The 18,309-nt window shown below is 64.5% G+C and carries 16 protein-coding genes; 3 read left to right on the top strand and 13 right to left on the bottom strand.

The features are described 5' to 3' along the window. The first annotated feature begins 10 nt into the window (after positions 1-10). The 3 genes from NKJ46_RS13910 (at position 11) to NKJ46_RS13900 (ending at position 3,522) form a co-directional block, all read left to right on the top strand. Positions 11-1,561, top strand: a complete 1,551-nt coding sequence (locus tag NKJ46_RS13910; protein WP_352665552.1) for a cation:proton antiporter — start codon at positions 11-13, stop codon at positions 1,559-1,561. Between the two features lie 193 nt (positions 1,562-1,754). Then, on the top strand, positions 1,755-2,669 hold the full coding sequence (locus NKJ46_RS13905; RefSeq protein WP_352665551.1) for an endonuclease/exonuclease/phosphatase family protein: 915 nt from the start codon (positions 1,755-1,757) through the stop codon (positions 2,667-2,669). A gap of 7 nt (positions 2,670-2,676) precedes the next feature. After that, positions 2,677-3,522, top strand: coding sequence for an EamA family transporter (locus NKJ46_RS13900; protein WP_352665549.1), 846 nt, complete (start codon positions 2,677-2,679; stop codon positions 3,520-3,522). Here the strand turns inward: NKJ46_RS13900 and NKJ46_RS13895 are convergent, their stop codons facing one another. The 13 genes from NKJ46_RS13895 to NKJ46_RS13835 all read right to left on the bottom strand — a co-directional run bounded on the left by NKJ46_RS13895 (position 3,523) and on the right by NKJ46_RS13835 (position 18,220). Continuing rightward, entirely contained in the window at positions 3,523-3,834 is a 312-nt protein-coding gene (locus NKJ46_RS13895; RefSeq protein ID WP_352665548.1) for a Dabb family protein, read from the bottom strand. Between the two features lie 10 nt (positions 3,835-3,844). Next, a complete protein-coding gene (locus NKJ46_RS13890) occupies positions 3,845-5,473 on the bottom strand; it encodes a GMC family oxidoreductase (RefSeq protein ID WP_352665546.1) in 1,629 nt (542 codons plus the stop codon). A gap of 29 nt (positions 5,474-5,502) precedes the next feature. Then, positions 5,503-6,264 (bottom strand): 3-ketoacyl-ACP reductase, encoded by a 762-nt coding sequence (locus NKJ46_RS13885; protein ID WP_352665545.1) that lies wholly within the window; start codon positions 6,262-6,264, stop codon positions 5,503-5,505. Next, positions 6,261-7,775, bottom strand: a complete 1,515-nt coding sequence (locus NKJ46_RS13880) for a GMC oxidoreductase (RefSeq protein ID WP_352665544.1) — start codon at positions 7,773-7,775, stop codon at positions 6,261-6,263. The genes NKJ46_RS13885 and NKJ46_RS13880 overlap by 4 nt, the downstream gene beginning before the upstream one ends. A 5-nt stretch (positions 7,776-7,780) precedes the next feature. Next, complete coding sequence (locus NKJ46_RS13875; protein ID WP_023675366.1) at positions 7,781-8,896, bottom strand: ABC transporter ATP-binding protein; 1,116 nt, start codon at positions 8,894-8,896, stop codon at positions 7,781-7,783. Positions 8,897-8,900: 4 nt separating this feature from the next. Next, complete coding sequence (locus NKJ46_RS13870) at positions 8,901-9,845, bottom strand: carbohydrate ABC transporter permease (RefSeq protein ID WP_352665542.1); 945 nt, start codon at positions 9,843-9,845, stop codon at positions 8,901-8,903. Further along, complete coding sequence (locus tag NKJ46_RS13865; protein WP_352665541.1) at positions 9,842-10,801, bottom strand: carbohydrate ABC transporter permease; 960 nt, start codon at positions 10,799-10,801, stop codon at positions 9,842-9,844. Before NKJ46_RS13865 ends, NKJ46_RS13870 begins: the two co-directional genes overlap by 4 nt. Before the next feature lie 143 nt (positions 10,802-10,944). Continuing rightward, positions 10,945-12,198, bottom strand: coding sequence for an ABC transporter substrate-binding protein (locus NKJ46_RS13860; RefSeq protein WP_352665540.1), 1,254 nt, complete (start codon positions 12,196-12,198; stop codon positions 10,945-10,947). 59 nt (positions 12,199-12,257) lie between these two features. Then, positions 12,258-13,769, bottom strand: a complete 1,512-nt coding sequence (locus tag NKJ46_RS13855; RefSeq protein ID WP_352665538.1) for an aldehyde dehydrogenase family protein — start codon at positions 13,767-13,769, stop codon at positions 12,258-12,260. A 15-nt stretch (positions 13,770-13,784) separates the two neighbouring features. Further along, a complete protein-coding gene (locus tag NKJ46_RS13850; protein WP_352665537.1) occupies positions 13,785-14,561 on the bottom strand; it encodes an enoyl-CoA hydratase/isomerase family protein in 777 nt (258 codons plus the stop codon). After that, positions 14,554-16,155 carry an acyl CoA:acetate/3-ketoacid CoA transferase gene (locus NKJ46_RS13845; protein WP_352665536.1) on the bottom strand — a complete coding sequence of 534 codons (1,602 nt, stop codon included), beginning with the start codon at positions 16,153-16,155 and terminating at the stop codon, positions 14,554-14,556. Before NKJ46_RS13845 ends, NKJ46_RS13850 begins: the two co-directional genes overlap by 8 nt. Beyond that, positions 16,152-17,168, bottom strand: a complete 1,017-nt coding sequence (locus NKJ46_RS13840; protein ID WP_352665535.1) for a Gfo/Idh/MocA family protein — start codon at positions 17,166-17,168, stop codon at positions 16,152-16,154. Before NKJ46_RS13840 ends, NKJ46_RS13845 begins: the two co-directional genes overlap by 4 nt. After that, positions 17,165-18,220, bottom strand: a complete 1,056-nt coding sequence (locus tag NKJ46_RS13835; protein WP_352665534.1) for a LacI family DNA-binding transcriptional regulator — start codon at positions 18,218-18,220, stop codon at positions 17,165-17,167. Before NKJ46_RS13835 ends, NKJ46_RS13840 begins: the two co-directional genes overlap by 4 nt. Positions 18,221-18,309 lie beyond the last annotated feature (89 nt).

Below are 18,309 nucleotides of genomic sequence, written 5' to 3'. Positions count from 1 at the left end.
ACGATAGGGCATGGCGCTTTTTGAACTCACCCTTGTTCTGCTTCTCATCGCGGTCGCCCTGACCGCGCTGTCGCGGCGTCTGCAGATTCCTTATCCGTCATTGCTGGCGCTGGCCGGCGCCGGCATCGCCTTCCTGCCGTTTGCACCGACCATCGAGATTGACCCGGAGCTGGCGCTCGCTCTGTTCATCGCGCCGGTTCTGCTCGATGCGGCCTATGACACGTCGCTGCGCGATCTCAACCGCTACAAGGTTTCGCTCATCCTGCTGGCGCTTGGCGCCGTCATCTTTACCACGGTGACGGTCGCGCTGGTCGGCTGGACGATGGCAGGCCTGCCCATCGCCGCCGCCATAGCGCTTGGCGCGATCGTGGCGCCGCCCGATGCCGTGGCAGCGGCGGCCGTGCTCGGACAGTTCAAGGTGCCGCACCGCATCACCGCCATCCTGGAAGGCGAGAGCCTGCTCAACGACGCCACCGCGCTGTTGATCTACAGGATGTCGGTTTCCGCAGCCGCCGGCTCCATCCTGTTGAGCAGTGCCGTACCAATGATCCTGCTGTCGACGGTCGGCAGCCTTGCCGCAGGCTATGTGCTCGGCCGGTTGTCTCTCGCGATACTCGGCCGCATCGACGACCCGGCGAGCGGCACAGTGGTCCAATTCGCCTCAACCTTCGGCGTCTGGATCCTGGCCGACAGGATAGGGCTTTCCGCCATCATCACGATCGTCGTCTATGCCATGACGATCGCACGTACGTCGCCGCGCCGCATGCCGGCAAGGAATCGTGTCAGCTCCTACTCGGTCTGGGAGACGGCAGTGTTCGTGCTCAATGTTCTGGCCTTCGTTCTGATGGGCCTGCAAGCGCGATCGATCGTGGGCCGACTTGCCGAGCAAGGCCAAAGCGAGGCATTCGTCTTTGCCCTGGCTGTACTGGCCGTCGTCATCGTATCGCGGCTCGTCTGGGTGCTGGGCTGCGGCGCGATCCTCAGAGGGCTGGCACGTCTGGGCGACGAAGACAGGCGGAAGGACGCACCGACATTCCGCGGCGGCGTGCTCATCGGCTGGTGCGGCATGCGCGGCCTGGTGACGCTTGCGGCAGCCTTCGCCCTGCCGGCCGACTTTCCGGGCCGTGATCCGATCGTGCTCGCCGCTTTCACGGTCGTGCTCGGCACATTGGTGCTGCAAGGCGTCAGCCTGAAACCGTTGCTGCTTCTGCTCAATCTCGACCTCGACCGGACGGTCGACCGGGAGGTGGCGCAGGCGCGCGTCGCCATCATGCAGGCGGCGCTGGACGTGCTCAGCGGCAAGACATCGAGCGCGGCAGGGGCGGTGCGAGAGCAATATGCCGCCCAGCGCGCCATCGCCGAAAACCCGGAGGATGCCCAGGCGGCGACCGAGTATGACAGATTACGTCTTTATGCCATCAAGAGCCAGCGCGATGCGCTGGAGCGCTTGCGCATCGACGGAACGATCGGCGACGAGGCCTACCACCGCCTCGAGGAAGAGATCGACTGGTCGGAACTGGCAGCATCCCCGCCCGGTCGGTTCCAGCCGCTGACCACTTAAAGCGCGTCGCGCTTGAACAGCCTCTTGCGACGCGCTTTAAGTTTTTGTCTTTATGCATGTCGTTATCCCAAAACCGCTGCGCACTTTTGGGCGACAAGCATTAGCATCTGGCCCAAGCTCCCTCCGCCCGGCTGCACATTGCAACCAATCCAGCGAACGGCTACTGCCAGCAAGAAATTGAGCCGGATAAGCAATGAAGCTGGTCAGCTATAACATCCAGTACGGCTTCGGCAGCGATGGCCGCTACGACCTGGCGCGCTGTGCCAATGTCGTGGCCGGTGCCGACATTATCGCCTTGCAGGAAGTGGAGCGGCACTGGCGGCGCAGCAACGAGGACGACCAGCCGGAACTTCTTTCGCAATTGCTGCCCGACTATTATTGGGCCTATGGCCCGGCCTTCGACATGGATGCCAGCGAGCGGCGTGACGGCCGCGTCGCCAACCGGCGGCGGCAATTCGGCACCATGGTTCTGTCGAAGCTGCCGATCGTCTGGTCGCGGCTGCATACGCTGCCGCTCAGGCGCACGCTGCGGCCGCTCAACACCCGCAATACGGCACTCGAATGCATGGTCCGCACCCCCGCCGGTCCGGTGCGGGTGCTGTCGTTGCATCTGGCGCATATCGCGGCCGAGGAGCGGCTGGAGCAGATCGACTATTTGCTCGCCGAGCATCGCCGTGCGCCCTCCGAGGGCGGCCCATGGAGCGGCGCCGATGACGAGCCGGCGCGCAACTGGAGCAATGGCGAACAGGAGCCGGAAAACCCCGTGGCGGCGATCTGGATGGGCGACTTCAACATGGAGCCGGATAGCGCCGAGTACCGGCGCATCGTCGGCAGCACGCCCTATCATCGCGGTGCCGCCTATCTCGACGGTTTTGTCGACGCAGCCGCCGTCGCCAGCGAACCGACAGCGGATTTCCACACCCATGTGAAGACCATCGACGGCAGGATCGCAAAGCGCCGGCTTGACCATTGCTTCGTCGGCGGCATGTTTGCCGGGCGCGTGCGCTCGGTCAGCGCCGATATCGGCCAAACCGCCTCCGACCATTTTCCGCTCTGGGTTGATGTCGACCTGGAGACGCCGATCGCCACCGCGATCGGCGGCGGATGAACCGCCGATGAGCCTGTTTGTCTTTTTCGCGGTGCTTGCCGCCGCTTCCATGCATGCGATCTGGAATGCGCTGGTCAAGGTCCATCTCGACCGTTTCCTGTCGATCACGCTGATGACGCTCGGCATGGGTGCCGCTGCGCTGGTGACGTTGCCCTTTGTCGAGGTGCCGAAGCCGGACGTGTGGCCATACATCCTCGCCTCGGTTGTCTTCCACATGGGCTACAGGACGTTCCTGATCGGCGCCTACAAGGCCGGCGATTTCGCCCAGACCTATCCGCTGGCGCGCGGCACCGCGCCGTTGCTGGCCGCTTTGGGGGGCATTGTCGTCGTTGCCGAGATGCCGGCGCCGCTCGCCATTCTCGGCATCCTCTTGTTGTCGGCGGGCACGCTGGTGCTGTCGTTTCGCGGTGGCGCGCATCTGGAGAAATTGAACCTGCGCGCCGTCGGTTTCGCGCTGGGCACATCGATCTTCATCGCCAGCTATACGCTGTCGGACGGCAGCGGCGCGCGGCTGGCCGCCACCGCGTCGAGTTATGCGGCCTGGCTGTTCGTCTGCGATGCGCTGTGGGCGCTGGTGCTGTGCGTCGTCTTTCGCGGCCCACAGGCGCTGCCGGTGCTGGCGCGCGACTGGAAGGCAGGAATCTATACCGGCGTGCTCAGCGGCGGCGCCTACTGGATCGTGATGTGGGCGATGACCAAGGCGCCGATCGCCTCGGTGGCGTCGCTGCGCGAAACATCGATCCTGTTCGCCATGATGATCTCGGTGTTCGCGCTCGGCGAGAAGATGACGGCATGGCGAGGTGCCGCGGTGCTTAGCATCGTCGCCGGCGTCGTTGCACTGAGAATGGGATAGTCAGGCGATCTCCAGGTCAAAAACCATCAGCCCGTCGGTGCCGCCTTCGAGCGCCGCGACCAGTCTTGCGCCGGCTCGCTGATGCGCTTCATGCTCGAGATAGCCGTCGCGTGCCGCGGCATCGCGAAAGTCGATGGTGAAGCCGTGCGTGAAGCCGCGGGCGAAGGGTTCCGGGCTGGTATTGGCGCTGAATTCGACCTTGCCCATGCCGTCGATCACCGTCCGCAACGCCTCGAGATCGGCATGGATTGTCGCGCGCTCGGCGTTGGCGACATCGTTGCGAAATCTGACGAAAACACAGTGCCTGATCATTCTTTGTCCCTCATGCCGCTCGGTTGGTGGAAAACACCGCCGGCGGCAGCGCCTCGCGGCCAAGGATCAGATCGGCGCCCTTTTCGCCAACCATGATCGTCGGGGCATTGGTGTTGGAGGAGGGGATGCGCGGCATTACCGAGGCGTCGCAGACGCGCAGACCCTCGATACCGCGCAGCCTGAGATCGGGCGTCACCACGCTCATCGCATCGTGGCCCATGCGGCAGGTGCCGACCGGGTGGTGGTCGGTCTTGGAACTGCGGCAGGCGTAGTCGAACAACTCGTCGCCGCTCTGCAGGTCGGGTCCCGGCAGTACCTCGCGCAGTACATAGGGCTGCAGCGCCCTCTGCCGCATGATTTCGCGCGCCAGCCTCAGCCCCTTGATCGACATGTCGCGGTCATAGGGATCGGCCCAATAGTTCGGATCGATCAGCGGGTGGTCGGCCGGGTCGGCACTGTTCAGCCGCACCGTGCCGCGCGAACGCGGGCGCAGGAAGGCCGAGTTCAATGTCACGCCCGGATTGTTCAGCTTCTCGACGCCGGCCTCGATGCCGGAGCCGAGGCCGAGATGCAGCTGGATATCGGGAGAGGCGGCGGTCGGATCGGCGTACCAGAAGCCGCCGGTCTCGAACAGGCTGGAGGCTACCGGGCCTTTCTTCAGGAGCAGATATTGCAGGCCGGCCCACGCCGTCCAGTGCAGCTTGGCGTAGTTGTCGTAGGTGTGGTCGCCGGTGCATTCGGCGATGACGAACAGATCGAGATGATCTTGCAGGTTGGAGCCGACGCCAGGCAGATCGTGCACAGGCGTCACGCCGACCGCCTTGAGGTGGTCGGCCGGGCCGATGCCCGACTGCATCAAAAGCTTCGGCGAGCCGATGGCGCCGGACGAGACGATGACCTCGCGTTCGGCGCGCAGGATCGCAGGCTGGCCGCCCGGCCGGTCGACGATCTCGACGCCGACGGCGCGGCCCTTGTCGACGACGATGCGCGTCACCAGAACACCGGTCCTGACGGTGAGGTTCTTGCGATCGCGGATCGGCCTGAGATAGGCGACCGACGCGGAGGAGCGCTTGGCGTCCTTCTGCGTCAGCTGATAGTAACCGACGCCCTCCTGGCTGGTGCCGTTGAAGTCGGGATTGAAGGGGATGCCCATCTCCTGTCCGGCACGGAAATAGGCCTCGCAGATCGGCAGCGGCGCGATCGGGTTCGACACGCCGAGCGGGCCCTGGTCGCCGTGAAAATCGTTGGCATAGCGTTGGTTGTTCTCGGCGCGCTTGAAATAGGGCAGCACGTCGCGATAGCCCCAGCCGGCAAGGCCTTCCTCCTTCTCCCAGGCGTCGTAGTCGCGGGCGTTGCCGCGCGTGTAGATCTGGGCGTTGATCGAAGAGCCGCCACCGATCACCTTGGCCTGCGTGTATCGGAAGACGCGGTCGTTCATGTGCTTTTGCGGCACCGTCGACCAGCCCCAGGCGGCGATGCCCTTGGTCATCTTGGCAAAACCGGCCGGCATGTGGATCAGCGGATGCCAGTCCTTGCCGCCGGCTTCGAGCAGCAGTACCTGATGCGACGGATCTTCGCTCAGCCGGTTGGCGAGTACGCAGCCGGCCGGGCCGGCGCCGACGATTATGTAGTCGGTCATGGGATGTAGTCGATCATGGCGTCACCTGTTCATAGCCTCGGCACCGACAGCGCGCCGTCGACATTGATGACCGAGCCGGTCGAAAAGCCGAGCTTGCCGCCGGCGAGTGCTGCCACGGCGGCACCGATATCTTCGCTCTCGCCCCAGCGCATTGCCGGCACCAGCCCGCCGTCGATCAGCCCGTCATATTTGGCGGTGACACCGGCTGTCATGTCGGTGCGGATGATGCCCGGGCGCACCTCGAACACGGCTATGTTTTCGCTGGCAAGCCGCAGCGCCAGGTTCTTCACCCACATCGAAAGCCCGGCCTTGGAGATGCAGTAATCGGCACGTTCCGGCGAGGCCATGGCGGCGCTGACCGAGGTGATGGTGATGATCGATCTCGCACCATCGCTCGGCAGGCCGAGCATCGCTTTGGCAACGGCCTGGCTGAGGAATACGGTGCCGCGCAGATTGATGCCGAGCACCCGGTCGAAATTTTCCGGCTTGAGCTCGAGCAGGTCGCCGCGCAGGACAGCGCCGATGCCGGCATTGTTGACCAGGCAGTCGATGCGGCCGAAGGCATTCAATGCAGCATCGATAAGTGCCACATGGCCACCGAGATCGGCGATGTCGCAGCGATGGTATGCGAATGCCGCGCCGCGCGCTGTAATGTCCGCGGCGAGCCCGTCGGCGGCTTCGTCGGCAAGGTCGGCGACGAGGATGTCGAAGCCGGAATCTGCGAGCGCTTCGGCGCAGGCAAGGCCGATGCCGCGCGCGCCGCCGGTGACGATCGCTGCCGGGCGGCTCATGCTGCAAGCTCCGTCTTGCGGATATGATCGGCGACGCGCAGCGCCTGTGCTGCGATCGATAGCGCCGGATTGACGGCGGCCGAATTCGGCAGGAAGCCGGCGTCGACGACGAACAAATTGCTGTGGTCGAAGGAGCGGCAGAACGGATCCAGCGGCGAGGTCGCTGGATCGTTGCCCATCTTCACCGTGCCGCACTGATGCGAGGGCGTGCGCTTGTCAAACGGTCGCGACAGCACGATCGGATAGCCGCAGGCGCGGAAATTCTCGCGCATTACCTTGGTCAGCCCGTCGAGCGACTGCATGTTGGAGCGCCGCCACTGCATGACGATGTCCTTGCCGTCGACCATGATGCGGCTCTCGGGATCAGGCAGGTCCTCGCACATCAGATACCAGTCGACGGCGTGGCCGGCCATGAAATCGAGCGCGAATTTGGGCGCGCGCCTGACGTTGGCCTTGAGGATGTTGCCGTCGATCTTGCCGAGGAGCTGGACATTGCCGAGCGGCTTGCCGCCCTTGCCGTCGGACAGATAATAATCGTTCAGCATCAGCGTCTTCTGGTAGACGGATTTGTTCCGGCGGCGTGGATCGATCGCCAGCATGGCGCTCGAATTGTGGTTCATGAAGTTGCGGCCGACCTGGTCGGAGCGGTTGGCCAGGCCTTTGCCGCCGCCTTTGCCCTCAGGGGTGGGCGAGCGCAGCAGGATGGCGGCGGAATTGACGGCGCCGGCCGATAGGATGACCAGCTTCGGCGCGACTTTCTTCAGCGTACCGTTCTGTCGATAATGGACGGCGGCGATTGTCCTCGCATCCGGCGATGCCTCGAGATGTTCGACATGGGCGCCGGTCTCGAGCTTGATGTTCTGGTCGGCAAGGGCCGACGCCAGCGGCCCCGTTTGGGCGTCGACCTTGCCGGCACCGGTGTTGGGAAACGCATCCCACGGCGTGCTGCCGTCTTTCAGCCAGGCTTCGATGTCGACGCCGAGCGGCAGCGATGCCGGGTGCAGACCCAGGCTCCTGAGCTCGGCGCGGGCGCGCGCGATCGGCGGCTCGTCGGGTACCGGCCCGAAAGGGTAGGGCATCGAGTGGAACGGCTCGGTCGGGTCTTCGCCGAGCGCACCGCGCACGCGGAACAGCTGCTCGGCCCGGGAATACCAAGGTTCGAATTCCTCATAGGAAAACGGCCAGGCCGGCGAGATGCCGCCATAGTGCTCCATCTCTGAAAAGTCTTGCCTGCGGTAGCGGATCAGCACCGCGCCGTAGAATTTCGAATTGCCGCCGACATAATAGTAATTGCCGGGATTGAAAGGCGCTCCGCCGGCCTCGAGCCACATCTCCTTAGGCCGATAATGGCCGTCGACGAAGATGGCGCGGGTGTCGCGTGTGTGCGGCGTCGCCGGCAGTGGTTCGCCGCGCTCCAGCATCAGGATCGAGGCGCCGCTGCCGGCAAGGCCGGAGGCGATCGTGGCGCCGCCTATGCCGGAGCCGATGATGACGATGTCGGGATTTGTCATGGCGGTCAGACGATGCGTTTCTCGGTCGCCGGATCGAAGAACACCGCCTTGGTCAGGTTGAAGGCGAGCGGCGTGACCGTGCCGGGCTGGATTTTGGCATCGGCGCGCAGCCGCGCCACCACCGCCTTGCCGCCGAGATTGGTGACCGCGAACGTATCCGAGCCGGCCGGCTCGATGACCTCGATGTGACAGTCGGCGCGGGCGATGTTCGAGGCGTTGCGTTCGGCACCCTCGGGATCGGTCAGTGCTTCCGGGCGGACGCCGAAGATGATCGGTTTGCCCTGGAATGCCGAAAGACCGGCCGGCGCATTGCCCAGCGGCAGCGAGATCGGCTGGCGCGCCTCGCGCTCCATGACGACGGAGAAGCCGCTGCCGTTGCTGCCGATCGTCGCCGGGATCAGGTTCATCGCCGGCGAGCCCATGAAGTCGGCAACAAACAGGTTGACCGGATTGTTATAGATTTCGGCCGGCGTACCGAACTGCTGCACCTCGCCGTCGCGCATCACCGCGATCTTGGTGGCCAGCGTCATCGCCTCGATCTGGTCGTGCGTGACGTAGACGATCGTGGTGCCGGTGGTGGCGTGCAGGCGCTTGATCTCGATGCGCATGTCGACGCGCAGCTTGGCATCGAGATTGGACAAAGGCTCGTCGAACAGGAACAGCTTTGGATCGCGCACCAGCGCCCGGCCCATGGCGACGCGCTGGCGCTGGCCGCCGGAAAGCTGGCTTGGCTTGCGCTTAAGCAAATGGCCGATCTGCAGGACTTTCGCCACCTTGTCGATGGCCTTCTGGCGCTCGCCGGCCGGCACGCCGCGCATCTCCATGCCGAAGGCGATATTGCCGGCAACCGTCATGTTCGGATAGAGCGCGTAGCTCTGGAAGACCATGGCGATGTCGCGCTTGGAGGGGTGGAGATCGTTGATCGTGCGTCCGTCGACGCGGATTTCGCCTTCGGTGATGGTCTCCAGGCCGGCAATGGTGTTGAGCAGCGTGGACTTGCCGCAACCGGAAGGCCCGACCAGCACGAGGAAGCCGCCCTTTTCCAGGTCGAGGTCGATGCCTTTCAGGATCTCGACCGCTCCGAAACGCTTCTTCAGCCCGTCAATTTCCAGAAAAGCCATGCGATTATCCTTTGACGGCGCCGGCCATCAGGCCGCGCACGAAATAGCGGCCGGCGAGCACATAGACGAGGAGCGTCGGCAGCGCGGCGATCATCGCCGCCGCCATGTTGACGTTGTATTCGACGACGCCGGTCGAGGTGTTGACGACGTTGTTCAGCGCCACCGTCATCGGCATCACGTCGCCTGAACCGGCATAGGCGGAGGCGAAGAGGAAATCGTTCCAGATGTTGGTGAACTGGTAGATCACCGTCACCACGATGATCGGCAGCGAATTGGGCAGCATGATGCGCCGGAAGATCTGGAAGAAGCTGGCGCCGTCGATCTGCGCCGCCTTCACCAGTTCGTTCGGAAACGCCTCGTAATAATTGCGGAAGAACAGGGTGGTGAAGCCGATGCCGTAGACGACGTGGACGAATACCAGGTTCACCGTCGGATTGCCGAAGCCGAAGGTGAGGCCGGTCGCGTTCTGCAGCTTGACGCCGAACCGGCCGAGGCTGCCGAGGATCGTTGCCATGGGCAGGAGGACGGACTGGAACGGGATAAAGCAGGCAAAAAGCATCAGCCCGAACACCAGCGTCGCCCCGCGGAAGCGCCACTTCGTCAGCACATAGCCGTTGAGTGCGCCGAGCAGGGTCGAGATGACGACGGCCGGAACCACCATCTTGATCGAGTTCCAGAAATAACCCTTCATGCCAACGCAGGTGAGACCCGAGCAAACCTCGCTCCACGCCCTTATCCAGGGTGCGAAGGTCGGCGCCTGCGGCAGCGCCAGCATGTTGCCGTTCTGTATCTCGTCCATGGTCTTGAACGAGGTCACCAGCATGACGAATAGCGGCATCAGGTAGAACAGCGCGAACAGCGCCAGCAGCCCGTAAATGACGATACGGTTGACCGTCCTGGCGCTGATGCCGCCAGTGCTCTGGCGGGCAGGAGTGGCTATGGCGTTCATCGCGGCTTCTCCCGAAGCTCGGAATAGAGATAGGGAACGATGATCGCGGTGATGGTCATCAGCATGATCACGGCGCTGGCCGAGCCGACGGCCATTTCGTTGCGCTTGAAGGTGTACTCATACATGAAATTGGACGGCAGCCAGGCCGAACCGCCCGGCCCGCCGCTGGTCAGCGCGACGACCAGATCGTAGGACTTGATGGCGAGGTGCGCGAGCACGATCAAGGCCGACAGGAAGATCGGCCGCAGCAGCGGGATAACGATGCGGCGGTAGAGCTGGAAGGTGGTGGCGCCGTCGATCTGCGCCGCCTTAAGGATCTCGCCGTCAATGCCGCGCAGGCCGGCCAGGAACATCGCCATGATGAAGCCTGACGCCTGCCAGACACCGGCGATGACCACCGTGTAGATGACGAAATCCTTGTTTTTGATCCAGTCGAAATGGAAGCTCGTCCAGCCCCATTGGTGCAGCGTCTGCTCGAGGCCGAGGCCGGGGTCGAGAAACCATTTCCAGGCAACGCCGGTGACGATGAATGACAGTGCCATCGGGTAGAGATAGATCGGCCGCAGCACACCTTCGCCGCGGATCTTCTGGTCGAGCAGGATCGCCAGCAACAGGCCGAGCGCCAGGCAGATGGAAATGTAGAGGAAGCCGAAAATCCCCATATTGGTGATCGATGTGTACCAGGAGGACGGCGGATCGCTTTCGAAGGTCCAGCGCCATAGCCGCTGATAGGCGCGTGGCCCGGTAATGGCGTAGGAGGGAAAGGTCTTGGAGTTGGTGAAGGACAGATAGATCGTCCACAGGATGAAGCCGTAGACGAAGACGACGGTGGCGGCAAAGCTCGGCGCCAGCACGAGCTTCGGCAGCGCGTCCTGAAGGCGTGAGCGCACCGTGGCGCCCGGACGGGCATCGTGCTCCGGCGTCAGCGTGATACTGGTTTCAGCAACTGTGCTCATCTGTCCATTCCGTATCGCGGGTCCGGAATTCTGCTGTCGCGGCCTCTGCGGCACGAAAGCGTGCCGGTCGGCGCACCGCAAAACCTCGCCGCAGAGGACTCTCCCCGGCTTGCGCCGGGGAGATCATTCACATGGGCGGGCGCTTACTTGGCGTCTTCGATCGCGCTGACCAGTTGGGTCACGGCCTCGTCCGAGGTCTTGATCTGGCCGTGCACGAATTTCGAGACGACATCCTTGTAGGCGTTGGCAACCGCCGGAGGCGCGCCATAGCCCTGCGCCAGCGAACCGAACAGCGTGCCGCCTTCATTGGCGGCCTTCAGGTCGGCCATGCCCTTCTTGCCGCAAGCGTCGAAATCGGTGTCCGGCACGTCGGTGCGGGCCGGAACAGAGCCCTTGACGACGTTGAAGGCCGACTGGAAGCTCTTCGACAGCGTGGCGGTGGCCAGGGCGATCTGGGCGGCCTTGCGGTCCTCCGGAACGTTGAACATGCCGAACATGTCGGAGTTGTAGACGACGCTGCCGTCGGTGCCCGGGAAGCGGTAGCACAGGAAGTCGGTGCCCGGGACCTTCTTGGCGGCGTTGAATTCGCCCTTGGCCCAGTCACCCATCACCTGCACCAGCGCATCGCCCTTGATGACCATGGCGGTGGCGAGGTTCCAGTCCCGGCCCGAGAAGTTCGGGTCGACATAGGTGACGAGCTTGGCGAGGTTGTCGAACGACTTCTTCATCGTATCGGACTTCAGCGACTCCTCGTCGAGGTCGTTGAAGGCCTTCTTGTAGAACTCGGGCCCGCCGGTCGACAGCACGACCGAGTCGAACATGGTGGCTTCCTGCCAGTTCTGGCCGCCCAGCGCCAGCGGGATGACGCCCGCCGCCTTGGCCTTGTCGAGCAGCGCGATGAAGTCGTCGAAGGTCTTGGGCTCGGTGCCGCCGATCTTGTCCATCACCGCCTTGTTGATCCACAGCCAGTTGACCGAGTGGACGTTGACAGGGGCCGCGACCCACTTGCCGTCATAGACTGCAAATTTCTGCAAGGCCGTTGGAACGGACTTGTCCCAGCCTTCCTTCTTCGCCGTCTCGGTCAGGTCGCCCATGACGCCGGCGGCGGCATAGTCGAGCACGGTGTAGCCGAGCATCTGCGAGGCGGTCGGGTAGTTGCCCGCTGCCACCATCGCCTTCAGCGCGGTCATGGCGGCGTCGCCGCCGCCGCCGGCCACCGGCACGTCCTTCCAGGCAAAGCCTTCCTTGGCCAGATCCTGCTTGAGCACGTTCAGCGCGGCAGCTTCGCCGCCCGACGTCCACCAATGCAGCATCTGGACTTCCTTGACGTCCTCGGCATGGGCCGCGAACGCAACGCCCGATGCGAGAGCCGTCCCGATTAGCAGTTTGCGCAACATGTACTTCCTCCCTTGTTGAACTTACACGACCGGCGGATGCCCACCGGGTTCTTCCCAACTCAGCCGACCCACCATCCGGTGCGCTGGCCGCGATGAAACTGGATTGTCTTTTCTTCTGTATAATCCTCGACGGCGCGCTTGCCGAGTTCGCGTCCGAGACCGGACTGCTTGTAGCCGCCGAAAGGCAGTTCGGGGTAACCCTCCATGAACGTGTTCACCCAAACGGTTCCCGAACGAACATTCCGCGCCACCGACATGCAGGTATCAATACTGGCGCTCCACACGCCCGCCGACAGACCATAGGGCGTGTTGTTGGCGATGTGCAACGCCCTTTCAATCGATCCAAAAGTCAGCACCGAGAGCACCGGACCGAACACTTCCTCGCGCGCAATGGCCATGTCTTCGGTGACGTCGCCAACGATGGTCGGATCAAGATACTGGCCGCCGCTCGAAGCAAGCTGCTTGCCGCCGCAATAGATCCGGCTGCCGTCGTTTTCCGCGGCCGTCACGTAGCCGGTGACCTTGGCCACATGGTCGGCGGAGATCATCGCGCCGACCTTGGTGCGGTCGTCGAGCGGGTCGCCAACAATCACCTTGGCGGTGAGTGCTTTGACGGCGCCGAGGAACTCGTCGGCGATCGCCTCATGAACGATCAGCCGGCTGCCGGCATTGCAGCACTCGCCGGCATTGAAGAAGCCACCGAATACCGCCGCGTCGGCGGCCGCCTCAAGGTCGGCATCGGGAAAGACGATCTGGCCGTTCTTGCCGCCGAGCTCCATCGAGACTTTCTTCAGCGAGTTGGCGGCAGACGCCATGGTCATCCTGCCGACGCGGGTGGAGCCGGTGAACGACACCATCTCGACCAGCGGATGGCTGACCATCGGTGCGCCGACATCAGCGCCCAACCCGGCAAGGATGTTGACGACGCCGTCCGGCAGGCCGGCCTGCATCAGGATCTCGCCGAGTACGAAAGTCGAGGCCGAGGTCATCTCGCTCGGCTTGACCACCGCCGTGCAGCCGGCGGCGAGCGCGAAGGGCAGTTTCTGGCTGACGATAAGGAACGGAAAATTCCATGGCGTGATGATCGAGACGACGCCGATCGGTTCGCGCAGCACGACACCGAGCATGGCGTCGCCGAGATTGGCGTAGCTTTCGCCGTGAAGCGTGCGGGCGAGTGCGGCGGCATAGCGCCAGATATCGACGGCGCCGCCGATCTCGCCGCGCGCCTGGGCAATCGGCTTGCCGGATTCCAGTGCGTCGAGCCGGGCAATCTCGTCCAGCCGCGCCTCGATCAGGTCAGCCGCCTTGAGCAGGATCGTGGCGCGTTCGGCTGCCTTCATGCGCGGCCACGGGCCGGTCTCGAAGGCCTTGTGCGCGGCCTGTACTGCCGCCTCTACATCCGCCGCGCCGGCCTGTGCATAGCGCGAGACGGTGAAGCCGTGGCCGGGGCTGCTGCGCTCCAGTGTGCGGCCGTCCTGGGCATCGACGAACTTGCCGGCGATCAGCAGCCGATAGCTTTTCGGCGCTGCGGCTGCCTCGGCGGGCATGGCGATGTTGAGAGGCGCGTTCATGTGAGTTTCAGGTTCCTAAGATCTTGAGAACGCCGGTTTCTGCTTGGCTTTGAAAGCCTTGATGCCGGCCCTGAGATCGCTTGTCAGCGCGATGAAGCCGCTGGCCAGCGCTTCGGTCGCGGCAGCACTCTCTTCGCCCTCGGCGATGGCAATCATCAGCTTGGCGGCTTCGGTCGCGAGCGGCCCGCGCTCGGCGATCTTGCCGGCCCAGGCCTTGGCTTCGGCGAACGCCCTACCGGTCTCGACCACCCGGTCGACAATCCCCAGAGCAAGAGCCTCGGCCGCCAGAAACACCTCGCCGCCGAGCGCCATCCGCCGCACCGCCTGCGCACCGAAGCGGCGCACGGCGCGCTGTGTGCCGGACCAGCCGGGAACGACACCGATCGAGGTCTCGGGGAAACCCAGCTTCACCTGTGTTTCCGCCACGCGAAAGTCGCAAGCCGCCGCCAGTTCCAGCCCACCGCCCAGCGCATGGCCGGCAAGAACGGCGATCGTCGGCTGCCGCAGCCGCGCCAGCCGATCAAAGACGCGGTGGCCGTAGCGAACCCATTGCACCTGGAAATCGGCGGCGCTCATTTCCGCCCACGCCTCGACGTCGCCGCCGGCGCAAAAGCCCTTGCCTTCGCCACAGACCAGCACGACGCGGACGCTGTCCGCCGCCTCGGCTTCGTCGAGTGCTGCTTCCAGCGCCCGCAGCATTGGGACGTCGAGGGCGTTGAATTTCTCCGGCCGGCGCAGCGTGACAAGGCCGATGGCGCCGTCGGTGTCAAAGGTGACGAGGCGCTCAGCCATGGGCGCCTCCAAGCGAGGCGCCACCGTTGAGCGACAGGCCGATCGGCCGGTCCCGGTAGAGCGCATCCGGCGTCACTTTGAGATCGTTGGCTACGGCGAGCGGGATCTCGGCCTGCGCCAGCACATCGCGCTCGAGGTCGATGCCCGGCGCCAGCTCGGTCACCATCAGCCCTGCTGGCGTCAGCTTCATCACGCAGCGCTCGGTGACATAAGTGATGTCCTGTCCCTGCGCGACGGCACGCTTGCCCGAGAAGGAGATATGCTCGACCTCGCCGACGACTTTCTTGACCTTGCCCTCCTGGTCGATGCGGATGCCGCCATCAGCAAGCGACAGCTTGGCGCCGGCATTGAAGAAACCGGAAAAGACGATCTTCTTCGCCCGCGCGGTGATGTCGACGAAGCCGCCGGCGCCGGCTGTGACGTGGGGCCGCGCTGAGAGCCTGGACACATTGACAGAGCCGTGGCGGTCGATCTGCAGGAAGGACAGCAGCGAGGCGTCGAAGCCGCCAGCCTGGAAATAGATGAACTGGTGCGGCGAGGGCATGAAGGCGTCGGCGTTCGACGAGCAGCCGAACTTGAAGTCGAGCAGCGGCACGCCGCCGACCGCGCCCTGTTCGATGACCCAGGTGACCTTGCCGTGCTGACCTTCCTCGAGCAGGATGCGCGGCACATTGGCCGAGATGCCGAAGCCGATATTGACCGTCATGCCGTCGGCAAGCTCCATGGCGACGCGGCGCGCAATGACCTTCTGGACGTTCATCTCGGCGTTGCGGAAGCTCGACAGCGGCCGGAAGATCTCGCCGGAGATGGCCGGATCGTAAGGCGTCAGCGTCGTCTGCAACTGGTCGGGCGCCACCACGATATGGTCGACCAGCACGCCGGGCACGCGCACGTCGTGCGGCTTCAGCGTGCCGTTCTCGACGACGCGCTTGACCTGCGCGATGACGATGCCGCCATTGTTGTGGGCGGCCAGCGCCTGTTCGAGGCCGCCGAGATAGGCACCCTCATGCTCATAGGTAAGGTTGCCGCGCTCGTCCGCCGTGGTGGCGCGGATGATCGCGACCTGCGGTACGATCGGGCGGAAATAGAGCCATTCCTCGCCGTCGAACTGCTGCACCGAAACGATCGGCTCGCTGGCGGCAGCATTCATCGCGCAGCCCTGGTGGCGCGGGTCGGCAAAGGTATCGAGCCCGACCTTGGTCAGCACGCCGGGACGCTTGGCGGCGGCCTCGCGATGCATGTCGAACAGGATGCCGGACGGCACGTTGTAGGCGGCGACCGAATTGTCGCCGATCATCTTCCAGATCTGCGGTGGCTCGGAAGATGACGGGCCGGAGGGATACGAACCGCACAAAGTGCGCTTCAACAGGCCGGGCTTGGCTAAGTGATCGATGCCCTTGATGCCGTACATGTCACCAGCGGCGATCGGGTGCAGCGTCGTTATGTCCCTGGGATGGCCTTCGGCGTCGAAGCGCTCGCCGATGGCGGCCAGCACCGCGTCCGGACAGCCGAGGCCGCTCGACGATGACACGGAAACGACCATGCCATCCCTGATCAGGCCGGCAGCCTCAGCCGCTGAAACGAGCTTGCTCACGCGGCGCTCCCGAGCTTCGGGTCGATGGTAACGGCGTTGCCGGACCTGGCCGATTGCAATGCCGCCTCGGCTGCGGTCAGTGACCAGACGCCGTCCTCGCCGGTGGCGGAAGGCTGGCCCTCGCCACGGATCGCCGCGTGGAATTCGCGCAGCGAACGGGCATAGAGGTCTTCGCGGTCGAAGCTCAATTCCTCCTCGCCCTGTGCCGTGCGCAGCAACACCGAGCCGACCGGCTTCTGCGTCATCACGTCCCTGGCGATCAGCGAGCCTTCGCTGCCATGCACCTCGAAGCCGGTGCCGGCGAATTTTGTCGTGAAGCCCTCATGCGACTGGGCGATGACGCCCGATCTGAAGCGCCAGAGGCACATGGCGCCGTCTTCCAGTCCGCCGGCGGCCATGCCGGCCGATTGCGTGAAGGCCGAGATCTCTACCGGATCGTCGCCGAGCACGAAGCGCAGCGTATCGGCATCGTGCACGGTGATGTCGAGCACCACGCCGCCGCCGGCGTCCGGCCTGGTGATGCGCCAGCCCTGCAGGTTTTCCGGCAGATAGACGGAGTGGAAGACGCGCGCGGCGATCGGCCTGCCGATGCGGCCGGCAGCGATCGCTTCGCGCATCGCCCGATGCGAGCCGGCATTGCGCAGATGGTGATTGGTGCCGAGCACGACGCCGGCGGCCCTGGCCGCCGCGACCATCTTGCGGGCGTCGGTGCTGGTCAGCGCCAGTGGTTTTTCGCACAGCACATGCTTTCCCGCCTCGATGGCGGCGAGTGCCTGTTCGAGATGCAATTCGTTGGTGGTCGAGATGTAGACGGCGTCGATATCTGATTTGAGCAGGGCGTCGAGCGTCGAGACCGCCGCCGGAATGCGGTTTTCACTGGCATAGGCGGTGGCCCGCTCCGGGCTGGAGCTCATCACCGCAGCGATCTCGCCGTCCGGCTGCGCGCGGATGGCGCCGATCATGAACTGTCTTGCGATCGTGCTGGCGCCGATCAGCCCCCAACTGACGGTCATGCCGCGTCTCCCATTCCTGCACAGCCATGCTCCTTGCGATCGGGGCCGCAGCTTTCCCTGACCACGAGGTTGACGGCGCCGATATGATCCTCGGCGCGCGTGGTGCGCGACTGGATCATCTTCAGCACGACATGGGCGGCGCGCTCGCCGAGGCCGGCGGTGTTCACCGCGACGCTGGTCAGTGCCGGCATATAGTGCTCGGCCTCGGCGACGTCGTCGAAGCCGACGACGGCAAAATCCAAACCGGGTTCCAGGCCGCGCTTGCGCAGCGCCAGCAAGACGCCGAAGGCGACCGCGTCGTTGAAGCAAAGTGCTGCAGTCGGCGGCGCGGCCATGGCGAGCGCGGTTTCCAGGCAGGCAATGCCGCCCTTGCGGCTGGTTTCGCCCTCGAAGACCAGCCTGTCGGCCGGTGCGATGCCGAGCGCTTCACAGGCCTCGCGAAAGCCGCCCAGGCGCTCGTGATAGACGACAAGGTCGGACGAGCCGCCGAAGAAGGCCAGCCGGCGATGGCCCTTGCCGATCAGATGGGCGGTGGCGAGATAGGCGCCGCGATGATTGTCGGGCGTGATCACCGGGATACGGCTTTCGGGAAGCCGGCGCATGACGAAGACGACCGGAACGCCTGCGGTCTCAAGGCGGCGGAACGCGCCGGGCGTGGTGCCACGCGCCGGCGACACGACGAGCCCGGCGACACCCTGCTCCATCAGCGATTTCAAAACCTCTTCCTGGCGCACCGGGTTTTCAGCCGTATTGGCGATGAAAGGCACGACGCCGGCCGACTGGAAGACGCGCTCCATGCCGACCGCCAGTTCGGCGAAAAACGGATTGGTGAGATCGTTGATGACCATGCCGATGACATTGGAATGGGCCTTGCGCAGATTGGCGGCGCCGCGGTTGTAGACATAGCCGACGTCCTCGATCGCCTTGCGCACCTTCAGCGCGGTTTCAGGCCGGATCAGCCCGCTGCCTTGCAGCACCAGCGATACCGTCGATTTGGACACGCCCGCCTCACGGGCGATGTCGAGTATCGTTGCCTTGGCCCGGCTGGCCATCCAGATCTGTCCTCCCGGTGGTTTCTTATGCGATTTATTGGAACGATCTAAACCCTGCGACGCATTTGAGTCAATCGCGTTTTTGCGAA

The sequence above is a fragment of the Mesorhizobium sp. M0166 genome, from assembly GCF_040322255.1.
Classification (GTDB): domain Bacteria; phylum Pseudomonadota; class Alphaproteobacteria; order Rhizobiales; family Rhizobiaceae; genus Mesorhizobium.
This window is presented reverse-complemented; position numbering and strand designations above follow the sequence as displayed.

Excerpts from the sequence above, each read along its gene's own strand:
- NKJ46_RS13910 (WP_352665552.1), top strand. The coding sequence starts at position 11 with ATGGCGCTTTTTGAACTCACCCTTGTTCTGCTTCTCATCGCGGTCGCC.
- NKJ46_RS13905 (WP_352665551.1), top strand. The coding sequence starts at position 1,755 with ATGAAGCTGGTCAGCTATAACATCCAGTACGGCTTCGGCAGCGATGGC.
- NKJ46_RS13900 (WP_352665549.1), top strand. The coding sequence starts at position 2,677 with ATGAGCCTGTTTGTCTTTTTCGCGGTGCTTGCCGCCGCTTCCATGCAT.
- NKJ46_RS13895 (WP_352665548.1), bottom strand. The coding sequence starts at position 3,834 with ATGATCAGGCACTGTGTTTTCGTCAGATTTCGCAACGATGTCGCCAAC.
- NKJ46_RS13890 (WP_352665546.1), bottom strand. The coding sequence starts at position 5,473 with ATGACCGACTACATAATCGTCGGCGCCGGCCCGGCCGGCTGCGTACTC.
- NKJ46_RS13885 (WP_352665545.1), bottom strand. The coding sequence starts at position 6,264 with ATGAGCCGCCCGGCAGCGATCGTCACCGGCGGCGCGCGCGGCATCGGC.
- NKJ46_RS13880 (WP_352665544.1), bottom strand. The coding sequence starts at position 7,775 with ATGACAAATCCCGACATCGTCATCATCGGCTCCGGCATAGGCGGCGCC.
- NKJ46_RS13875 (WP_023675366.1), bottom strand. The coding sequence starts at position 8,896 with ATGGCTTTTCTGGAAATTGACGGGCTGAAGAAGCGTTTCGGAGCGGTC.
- NKJ46_RS13870 (WP_352665542.1), bottom strand. The coding sequence starts at position 9,845 with ATGAACGCCATAGCCACTCCTGCCCGCCAGAGCACTGGCGGCATCAGC.
- NKJ46_RS13865 (WP_352665541.1), bottom strand. The coding sequence starts at position 10,801 with ATGAGCACAGTTGCTGAAACCAGTATCACGCTGACGCCGGAGCACGAT.
- NKJ46_RS13860 (WP_352665540.1), bottom strand. The coding sequence starts at position 12,198 with ATGTTGCGCAAACTGCTAATCGGGACGGCTCTCGCATCGGGCGTTGCG.
- NKJ46_RS13855 (WP_352665538.1), bottom strand. The coding sequence starts at position 13,769 with ATGAACGCGCCTCTCAACATCGCCATGCCCGCCGAGGCAGCCGCAGCG.
- NKJ46_RS13850 (WP_352665537.1), bottom strand. The coding sequence starts at position 14,561 with ATGGCTGAGCGCCTCGTCACCTTTGACACCGACGGCGCCATCGGCCTT.
- NKJ46_RS13840 (WP_352665535.1), bottom strand. The coding sequence starts at position 17,168 with ATGACCGTCAGTTGGGGGCTGATCGGCGCCAGCACGATCGCAAGACAG.
- NKJ46_RS13835 (WP_352665534.1), bottom strand. The coding sequence starts at position 18,220 with ATGGCCAGCCGGGCCAAGGCAACGATACTCGACATCGCCCGTGAGGCG.